6 protein-coding genes are annotated in these 9,027 nt (G+C 63.3%); 1 reads left to right on the forward strand and 5 read right to left on the reverse strand.

The genetic code is table 11. From position 1 onward, the window contains the following. Window positions 1–157: 157 nt before the first annotated feature. From ACQKP4_RS20085 to ACQKP4_RS20105, 5 genes are read right to left on the reverse strand one after another with little or no spacing between them, the layout of a single operon-like run. Entirely contained in the window at window positions 158–1,681 is a 1,524-nt protein-coding gene (locus ACQKP4_RS20085; RefSeq protein ID WP_427635373.1) for an acyl-CoA synthetase, read from the reverse strand. Further along, a complete protein-coding gene (locus tag ACQKP4_RS20090; protein ID WP_427635374.1) occupies window positions 1,672–2,100 on the reverse strand; it encodes a PaaI family thioesterase in 429 nt (142 codons plus the stop codon). Before ACQKP4_RS20090 ends, ACQKP4_RS20085 begins: the two co-directional genes overlap by 10 nt. Further along, the gene (locus tag ACQKP4_RS20095; protein ID WP_427635375.1) at window positions 2,100–3,656 is read right to left on the reverse strand and encodes an acyl-CoA synthetase; all 1,557 of its coding nucleotides are present in this window, start codon (window positions 3,654–3,656) and stop codon (window positions 2,100–2,102) included. The genes ACQKP4_RS20090 and ACQKP4_RS20095 overlap by 1 nt, the downstream gene beginning before the upstream one ends. 49 nt (window positions 3,657–3,705) lie before the next feature. Then, window positions 3,706–4,509 (reverse strand): enoyl-CoA hydratase/isomerase family protein, encoded by an 804-nt coding sequence (locus tag ACQKP4_RS20100; protein ID WP_427635376.1) that lies wholly within the window; start codon window positions 4,507–4,509, stop codon window positions 3,706–3,708. A 52-nt stretch (window positions 4,510–4,561) separates the two neighbouring features. Next, entirely contained in the window at window positions 4,562–5,716 is a 1,155-nt protein-coding gene (locus tag ACQKP4_RS20105) for a CaiB/BaiF CoA transferase family protein (RefSeq protein WP_427635377.1), read from the reverse strand. Window positions 5,717–5,911: 195 nt separating this feature from the next. Here ACQKP4_RS20105 and ACQKP4_RS20110 point away from each other — a divergent pair, with 195 nt between their 5' ends. Next, the gene (locus ACQKP4_RS20110; RefSeq protein WP_427635378.1) at window positions 5,912–8,725 is read left to right on the forward strand and encodes a LuxR C-terminal-related transcriptional regulator; all 2,814 of its coding nucleotides are present in this window, start codon (window positions 5,912–5,914) and stop codon (window positions 8,723–8,725) included. Window positions 8,726–9,027 lie beyond the last annotated feature (302 nt).

Genomic DNA, 9,027 nt, shown 5'->3' on the forward strand with positions numbered 1-9,027 from the left:
GGATCTCCAGTGGATTGCCGGGCAAACAGGCGCCCGGTTCGTAGGTCCACTGTATTGATGGGGGTGGGTCATGCAGCCACCCGGATCGGGTAGCAAAATGCGGGCGGCCAGAGAAACGAAATTGGCGCAGCAACCCGACCCCACAGGGGCGGTGTAGCTATTTGCGCAGCTCGCGCTTGAGGATTTTGCCGGCGGCCGACAGCGGTAGTCCGTCGCGGAACTCGATGCTTTTCGGGCACTTGTAGCCGGCAATGAATTCACGGCAATACCGCCGCAATTGCTCGGCGTCGACGTCAGCGCCAGGCTTGCGCACCACCACCGCATGCACCGCCTCACCCCATTGTTCATGAGGAACGCCGATCACCGCCGCCATGGCCACCGCCGGGTGCCGCGCCAGGACGTTTTCAACCTCGGCCGAATACACGTTCTCGCCACCGCTGACGATCATGTCCTTCAAGCGGTCGACGATGAACAGATAACCCTGCTCGTCCATGTAGGCGGCATCACCGGTGTACAACCAGCCATTGCGCAAGGCCTTGGCGGTCTCCTCGGGCTTGTTCCAGTAACCGCGCATGATGTTCGCCCCGCGCACGATAATCTCGCCCACCGTACCGCGCGGGACTTCATCGCCTTGCGGGTCGACGATCTTCACGTTCACCCCCAACCCGCCGCGTCCGACCGAACGCGACAGGCCGTTCATGCGCGCTTCGGGTGTGTGGTTACACGGCAGGTTGCTCGACACCACCGGGCACGCTTCGGTCAACCCGTAAGAGTGTGAAAGCTCAATCCCCGGCAGCCGCGCGAGCACCTGTTCAACCATCTCGCCGGCACTGGGCGAAGCCCCGTAAGTCAGACGCTTGAGACTGCCGAGGTCATAGCGATCAAAGTCCGGATGCGCCAGCAGCGCGAGGATCATCGTCGGCACCAGCAGCGTCTCGGTGACCTGTTCGCGCTCGATGATCTGCAGCAGCGCTTCGGCCTCGAAACCCGGAACCAGCACATGGGTTTCACCGGCCAGAAACTGGATCAGGGCCCGCGCCATACCGGCGATGTGGAACAGCGGCGCGACGTGCAACAACCGCCCCCCTTGCACCGGTGGCATGTCGACCATGCGCGGCATGCACGCCGACCACAGATTCAAGTGCGACTGCATCACGCCTTTCGGAAAACCGGTGGTGCCGCCGGTGTACATGATGCAGGCGAGGTCATCACCACCGCGCCCGGCGTCCTCGACGGGCGTCGACTCGGCGATCAGATGCTCGAACCCGAGCATGCCGGCCGGTACGTCGCCCTCACCCGCATAGATCATCAGCGGCGCCTGGCGGGCAGTACGGAGAATACCGTCAGCCAGCGCTGCGAAATGCTCATCAACCATCAAAATCGTCGTGCCGCAATCGTCCAGCGAGTAGACAATCTCCGGCACGCTCCAGCGGATGTTGACCGGGTTGAGCACGCCGCCGCCCCACCAGACGCCCATGAGCGTTTCCAGGTAATGATCGGAATTCAGCGCGAGGATGCCGACCCGATCACCGGCGCTCATCCCCAGACGTTGCAAACCGCCCGCCAGACGGGCGATGCGCTCGGCAAACTGGAGATAGGTCTGGCGGCGCTCACCGAAAATCGTCGCGAGGTGATCCGGGGTTTGTTGCAGGGTGCGTTGCAGGCATTGGGTCAGGTACATGGCAACTTGCCCCGCCACACCGTGAAGACACCGTTGGCGCGCAACACCAGGCGCTCGCCGACCTTCAGCAGGCAACTGGCGTTAATGAAGGTGCCACCGGTTTTCAGCACCTCGACATGTGCTTCGAGCCAGTCGCCTTCGTGTACCGGCCCGATGTAATCGACATTCAGGTTCACCGTGATTGCTACCGATTGCGACACCGACGCGCGCCGCAAAATCACCCCGAACGCGCTGTCCGCCACCGTGGCAAGAAACCCGCCATGGGCGATGCGCACATAGTTCAGGTGATGCGCTTCGAGGCGTACGCCCAGGATCGGCAAATCATCGTGGACGTAGAAATCACCGCAACTGCGCAGGAATCCCGAACGTCTTTCCAGTGCCGAGAAACCCTGCGGGATCCTCGCAACGGCCGCGCCCATCAGCTCACCCCCCGATCTCTGCCGGCCCAGAACGGTTCACGCAGATCACGCTTGAGCACCTTGCCGGCGCCTGACAGCGGCAGCGCTGCGCGGAACTCGACCGTTTTAGGCGTTTTGTAGCCGGCAATCTGTCGGCGGCAATGCTCGATGATTTCGGCGCCCGGCACTTCAGCTTGCGGTTTGAGCACGATTACCGCGTGCACCGCTTCGCCCCACTGACCACAAGGAATGCCGATCACCGCACAGGCCGCGACCGCCGGGTGACTGGCGATGGCGCTTTCGACTTCGCCGGAGTACACGTTCTCGCCACCGCTGACGATCATGTCCTTGAAGCGATCAACGATATAGATGTAGCCATCGGCGTCCATGTAGGCGCCGTCGCCGGTGTGCATCCAGCCGCCGCGCAACGCCTTGGCGGTCTCCTCGGGATTGTTCCAGTAGCCGAGCATGATGTTCGGGCCACGCACCACCACTTCGCCGACGGTGCCGCGCGGCACCTCGTTGTCGTGTTCGTCGACGATGCGCACTATGACGCCAAGCCCCGGGCACCCGGCCGAACGCAAGCGGCCATTGGCGATTCCTTCGGCACTGTGGTTTTTCGGGCCGTTGGCGGAAATCGGCGGCGCGGCTTCAGTCATGCCGTAGCCCTGGGTGAACTCGACATTCGGCAAGGCTTCGAGCGCCAGTTCCAGCAGCGGTACGGCAATCGGCGAGGCGCCATACGTCAGGCTGCGCAGGCAGCCGAGGTCATATTGGTTGAAGTCCGGATGCATGATCAGTGCCTGCAACATGGTCGGCACAATCAGGATGTCGGTGATCCGCTCGCGCTCGATGGTGCGCATCACGTCCAGCGCATCGAAGGCCGGCACGAAGATGCTCGGCAAGCCCAGCAACGAGATCAGGATCACCCGCGACAGTGCCGCGAGGTGGAACATCGGCGCGATGTGCAACGTCAGCGCATCCGCGTCCACCGGTACGTCCGCCGCGCGGGCCACTGCCGCGGTCCACAGGTTCATGTGCGACTGCATCACGCCTTTCGGCCGGCCGGTGGTGCCGCCGGTGTACATGATGCTGGCGAGGTCGTCGCCACCCCGGAAGGCATCGTCGACCGGCTCGTTGTCGCCGATCATTTGCTCATAAGACAGCATGCCATCGGGCGCTGGACCGTCACCGACGTGAATCAACAATGGCCGGACCTTGGCTGAACTGGCAATGGCCTCGGCCATCGGCAAAAAGGTGTCGTCGATCATCAGGATGCGCGTGTCGCAGTCGTCCAGCGAGTAGACGATCTCCGGCACGCTCCAGCGGATGTTGACCGGATTGACCACGCCGCCACCCCACCAGGTGGCGAGGAAATATTCGAGAAAACGGTCAGAGTTCAAGCCGAGCAGGCCCACGCGGTCACCGGCCTGCATCCCCAGGTGCTGCAAGGCGCCGGCGAGACGCGCAACACGGTCGGTCAGTTCGGTATAGGTGCGGCGGCGATCGCGAAAGACCGTCGCCAGGGCATGAGGTCGCTGCTGCAAAACACGGTGCAGTCCTTGAGTCAAATACATGCTGGATTCCTGTAATTATTGTTGTCAGGTAAGCAAGCTTCGCGGGGCGTCAGGCGCCGATGTACGTAGGCGAGCGCTGCTCGACCTGGGCCAGGCGCCCTTCGATGTGATCCTGGCTGTCGCGCAACAACCCCCAGTGCAAATGGGCTTGAATCACAAAATCCCGCGGCGTCAGGTGCGCAGTCTGCACCGCCAGTTGCTTGATCGACTGCACCGCCAGCGGGCCATTGGCGGCGATGCGCTCGGCCAGGCTCAGGGCCGCCGACATCAGCCGGTCTGGCGGCAGCAGGTCGATAATCAACCCGATGCGCAACGCCTCCTGAGCGCTGATCGGTTCACCGGTCAGGGCCATTTTCATTGCGTGGGCGGCAGGCACCGCACGCAGCAGGTATTGCACGCCGCCCGCCGCCGGAATCGTCGCGTCGCGCACTTCGGGCAAACCGAACGTGGCACTGGCGGCGGCGATGCGCAGGTCGCATTGCAGCGCCAGTTCCAGGCCACCGCCCAGGCAGGTGCCGTTGATGACCGCGATCACCGGTTTCCAGATCTCCAGATCGCTCAGGTCGAACAGGCGCGCGTAGCCCCCCTCCTCGGCTTCGGTCTCGCGGCTTTTCAGGGCCCCGGCGACGAAACCAGGCAGCACGCGTGAGGGCTCGCGCACGCTCGTACCACAGCAAAACGCCTGCTCCCCGGCGCCGGTCAGGACGATGACGCGAATCTGTTCGTCATCCTGACAAGCCACCAGCGTCTTGCGCAGGTGCATCAGGTCGCTGACGGTCAGCGCATTGTTCGACGGTTGCGCATCGAGCGTAATGACCGCCACGTGCTCGATGATCTTGAACTGAATGGCCATGGGTAAACTCCTGCGCTCCGGGATTGCGTTTGTTGTTGTTATAAAGTGGCCGTCAAGCCTTGAAATCCAGGCCCAGCTCACGCAGGCGTCCGATAGCCGTGCTATCGAAACCCCAGTCGCGCAATGCCGCCTCGCCGTGTTCGCCACGTTGCGGCGCCGGTCGCGGTTGAGCTGACGGGGTGCTCTGGAAGCGCGGGGCCGGCGCCGGCTGAACCACGCCGTCGACTTCGATGAAACTGCCGCGCGCCACACTGTGGGGGTGCTCGGTGGCTTCTACCAAACCAAGCACCGGCACGACGCAGGCGTCGCTGTGTTCAAACGCTCGGGCCCACTGCTCGCGGGTGCGGCTGAGGAAAGCGGTGGTGAAGGCTTCACGCAACCGCGGCCAGCCGGCGCGGTCGTGTTGCCGTGGCAGGTCAGCGCCCGTCAGGCCGAGGATCTCCAGCATTTCGCCGTAGAACCGCGACTCGATCGGCCCGATCGACAGGTGCTGGCCGTCGAGGGTCTCGTAGGTGTCGTACCACGGCGCGCCGCCGTCCAGCAGGTTGCTGCCGCGCTGTTCAGTCCAGTGACCGCCAGCCAACAGCCCCCATATCACCGAACCCAGCTGCGCCGCGCCTTCGGTCATGGCCGCATCGACCACTTGTCCGGCGCCACCGCGCTGCACATTCACCAACGCGGCCAGCACGCCCATCGCCAACAACATGCCGCCACCGCCGTAATCGCCCACCAGGTTCAGCGGCGGCACCGGTTTACCACCAGCCGGGCCGATGGCGGACAGCACGCCGGACAAGGCGATGTAATTCAGGTCATGGCCGGCGCGATCCGCCATCGGCCCGGTCTGGCCCCAACCGGTCATCCGCGCATAGACCAGGCGCGGATTACGCGCCAGCGCCACGTCCGGGCCAAGCCCCAGACGCTCCATCGTGCCGGGGCGAAAGCCTTCGATCAGCACATCGGCGCGCTCGATCAATTCGAGCGCGGCGGCGACGCTGTCAGGGTTTTTCAGGTCGAGGGTCACCGAACGACGGTTGCGCCCGGTGATGTCGGCACGCTTGCCCTCAAACTTGGGCCCAAGGTCGCTCGCAGCCACGGGCCGGTCAATGCGCACCACGTCGGCGCCCATGTCCGCCAGCAACATCGTGCCAAACGGCGCCGGGCCGATTGCCTCAAATTCCACCACGCGAATGCCGCTCAATACACCCATTACCGCCGCTCCATTGCTCTGACGGAGCGCCAGTCGGCCCCCCTATTTTGTGCCATCCAGTAAATCAATCCCGCGCCCCCCGACCACCACCCGCATCGGGTGGCGAATGCCAAACACAGGGCCATGACTTGGAGGCGGTGCGTTACACTCGCCTGGATTCACGCATGCTCATAAGAAAAAGATTCGGACAGCCCCATGGACAAACCCCGCAAGTCCAATGCCTTGGACACGCTCGTCAGCCAGGTCATGAATCCGGCCCAGTCGCCGATTGTCAGCACCAAACTGATCCCGCCACGCAGCGCCGGGCGGCTGATTTCCCGCGAACGTCTACAGGAACAAATGCTCAAGGCCCGTCGCCAGCGCTGCATCGTGCTCAAAGGCCCGGCGGGTTGCGGCAAGACCTCGACGTTGATTGCCTGGCGCCAGGCGCTGTTGCCGCTGGGCTTCGACGTTGCATGGCTGACGCTGTCGGCCGACGACAACGAGCTGACGCGTTTCATGGACTATTTGCTGGCCAGCCTCGGCCAGATCGACCCGGGCCTGGTGCACGAGGCCATGCAACTGGAAGGTCGCGGCATCGACAGTGAAGCAGTGGAACGGACCGTCATCACCCTGGTGCGCAGCATTGCCAGCCGTGGCCGCGAACTGGTGCTGGTGCTCGACGACCTGCACCACTTGACCGACGTTGGCATTCATCAGGCGCTGCAATGGCTGATCGACTACGCACCGGCCAATCTGCACCTGGCACTGGTGTCGCGCAGCGCGGTGCCGTTATCGCTGGCGCGGTTGCGCAGCCAGGAACTGGTGCTGGAACTAAACTTGCGCGACTTGCGTTTTACCCCGACCGAGTCCGAACAGTTTCTCAAGGCGCAACTGGGTGAGATCAGCGCCCGTGACGCCAAGCTGATGCATGAACTGACGGACGGCTGGGTCGCCGGGCTGCAACTGCTGGCGGTGAGCCGCAAGAAAAACCGCCCGGCCGCCGCCGACCAAATCCAGGTGCGGGACGACCAGGCGTTTGCCCGGTTTTTCGAAGTCGAGGTGCTGTCACATCTGTCGCCGACCGACCTGGACCTGATGCTGTTGATGGCGGTCTGCAACCGCTTCTGCGCCTCGCTGTGCGCAGCACTCAGTGGCAATACGGAAGCCGTCCGCGACGCCAACGCCCTGCTCGCGCGCCTGGAGCGGGACAATTTGTTTCTGATTCCAGTGGACAGCGCCGGACGCGAAACCTGGTATCGCCTGCACCCGCTGTTGCGCGAAACCCTGCTCAAGTATTTCGATTCGCGCAGCAAGAACGAACAACAGGCGGTGCATGCCCGGGCGTGGGCCTGGTTTCGTGACCAGCAGCATCTGGACGAAGCGGTGCACCACGCGGTCATGGCGGGCAATCCCGACGCGGCCGCCGGCCTGGTGGAGCAACACGCCGAAGCGCTGTACGCCCACGGCGACTTGCGGATGTTGATCGAACTGGTGCGATTGCTGCCGGCCGAGCAAGTGCAGGCGCGGGTGAAATTGCGCATCCTCAAAGCGCGGATGCAGCTCTATGCCCGGGATTTCGCGGCCTGCGGCCGCAGTCTCGATCAATTGTTCAACGACGTGCCCGACAGCGACGTCCATGACCGCTTCATGATTGCCCTGCTCCGGGCCTCCTTGGCATTGCAGCGCGATGACACCGACGCGGCGATGACCGTCCTGCCGCAATTGCTCGACCCGCCGGCGGGGAGTAACAGCGTTGCCATTGGCTCGTGCACCAACATCCTGTCCTGGCTCTACATGCACCGGGGCGAATATGAAAAGGCACGGCAGGTGCAACTTGACCGCCCGGCGCTGCTGATCAATGGCGAACCGTTCCTCGGAACTTCCGCCGGCAGTTTGCAGGGCCGCTGCATGATCGGCTTGAGCCATGCCCTCGAAGGCCAGATGAAGCAGGCCGAACGGGTTTACCGCGATGTGATGCACGAAGCCGCCCATTGCGGCAAGGCCGGCACCGACGCGACGTACCTCTCTGCGGCGCTGCTGGGTGAGGTGTTGTACGAAACCAATGAGGTCGACGCGGCGTTCAAATTGCTGTCGGGCTGGATCGATATTCTGGAGCGGATTTCGATTCCCGACTCTGTGCTGCGTGTGTTGCAGGTGTTGTGGAATGCGCAGTGGCTGGCGGGCAACCATCACGAGGCGATGGCATTTGTCGAACGGCTCGATGAGTACGCCATCAAACTTGGCCTGGACCGCCTGCAAGCGTATTGCCTGACGTGGCAGGTGCGCTGGCTGTTGATCCTCGGCGAACCCGCGCAGGCGCAGGCCAAATTGCTGCGACTGGAAGCCATCGATGCGCGCCACCCCGAGGCGGGCCAAACTGCGCTTAAGGAAATCCACATCCTGGCCGAGAACGCGCGGGCTCGCTGGCAACTGGCGCAAGGTGATCTGGACGGCGCGTTAAAGCGAATTGAACAGCTGATCGAAACCTGCGAACTGCACCGTCGCCAGCTCGGTACCGTGCGTCTGTTGATGCTCAGTGGTGTAATCGAAACCCAGCGCGGTAATCCGGGTGCCGCGCGCGACCACGTCCTGGAAGCGCTGCGCCGCGGGCAACGCTTCGGGTTGTTGCGCACGTTGCTGGATGCTCACCCGGACGCGCTGGGTTTGATCTCGGACATCGCCAGCCAGGAAGTGCTCGATCCCGTGCTCGCGTTCTACGTCGAACGCCTGCAAGCGGCGAACGTGACGACGCCGGCCGTACCGACTGAAAAAACTGCCCCGGCCGCGACGGGCAAACCGCTCGCCGCAGGCATGGAGCCGTTGAGCGAGCGTGAAATCGAAGTCGTGCGCTTGCTGGCCCAGGCACTGCCCAACAAGAAAATCGCCCGTGCACTGGGACTTTCCCCCGAAACCGTGAAATGGCACCTGAGCCATATCTACAGCAAGCTCGGCGTCAGCAGCCGTGATGAAGCCGTAGCGCGGGTACGGGATCTGGAATCGCAGGACGACGCAAACGGCCCGCTCTAACACCAAGCCAAATAAAAGCCCCGAGGGAGCGGGCTTGCTCGCGAAAGCGGTGCGCCAGACGCACTGATCTTGACTGACACACCGCCTTCGCGAGCAAGCCTGCTTCCACAGTGAATTGTGTTGTTTTCTGATGATTCTTCGCAGGCCGAACCAACGAACGTCCCCAAATTCCCCAGCCCCCAATAATCCTGTGGGAGCGGGCTTGCTCGCGAAAGCGGTATGCCAGACGCACTGATCTTGACTGACACGGTGCTGACCGAAGGTCGTGAGTTGATGGCCAGCGAAATCAAATAGCGCCTGCA

This window comes from Pseudomonas sp. NPDC086278 (assembly GCF_050280905.1).
In the GTDB taxonomy this organism is placed as follows: domain Bacteria; phylum Pseudomonadota; class Gammaproteobacteria; order Pseudomonadales; family Pseudomonadaceae; genus Aquipseudomonas.

Excerpts from the sequence above, each read along its gene's own strand:
- ACQKP4_RS20110 (WP_427635378.1), top strand. The coding sequence starts at position 5,912 with ATGGACAAACCCCGCAAGTCCAATGCCTTGGACACGCTCGTCAGCCAG.
- ACQKP4_RS20085 (WP_427635373.1), bottom strand. The coding sequence starts at position 1,681 with ATGTACCTGACCCAATGCCTGCAACGCACCCTGCAACAAACCCCGGAT.
- ACQKP4_RS20095 (WP_427635375.1), bottom strand. The coding sequence starts at position 3,656 with ATGTATTTGACTCAAGGACTGCACCGTGTTTTGCAGCAGCGACCTCAT.
- ACQKP4_RS20090 (WP_427635374.1), bottom strand. The coding sequence starts at position 2,100 with ATGGGCGCGGCCGTTGCGAGGATCCCGCAGGGTTTCTCGGCACTGGAA.
- ACQKP4_RS20100 (WP_427635376.1), bottom strand. The coding sequence starts at position 4,509 with ATGGCCATTCAGTTCAAGATCATCGAGCACGTGGCGGTCATTACGCTC.
- ACQKP4_RS20105 (WP_427635377.1), bottom strand. The coding sequence starts at position 5,716 with ATGGGTGTATTGAGCGGCATTCGCGTGGTGGAATTTGAGGCAATCGGC.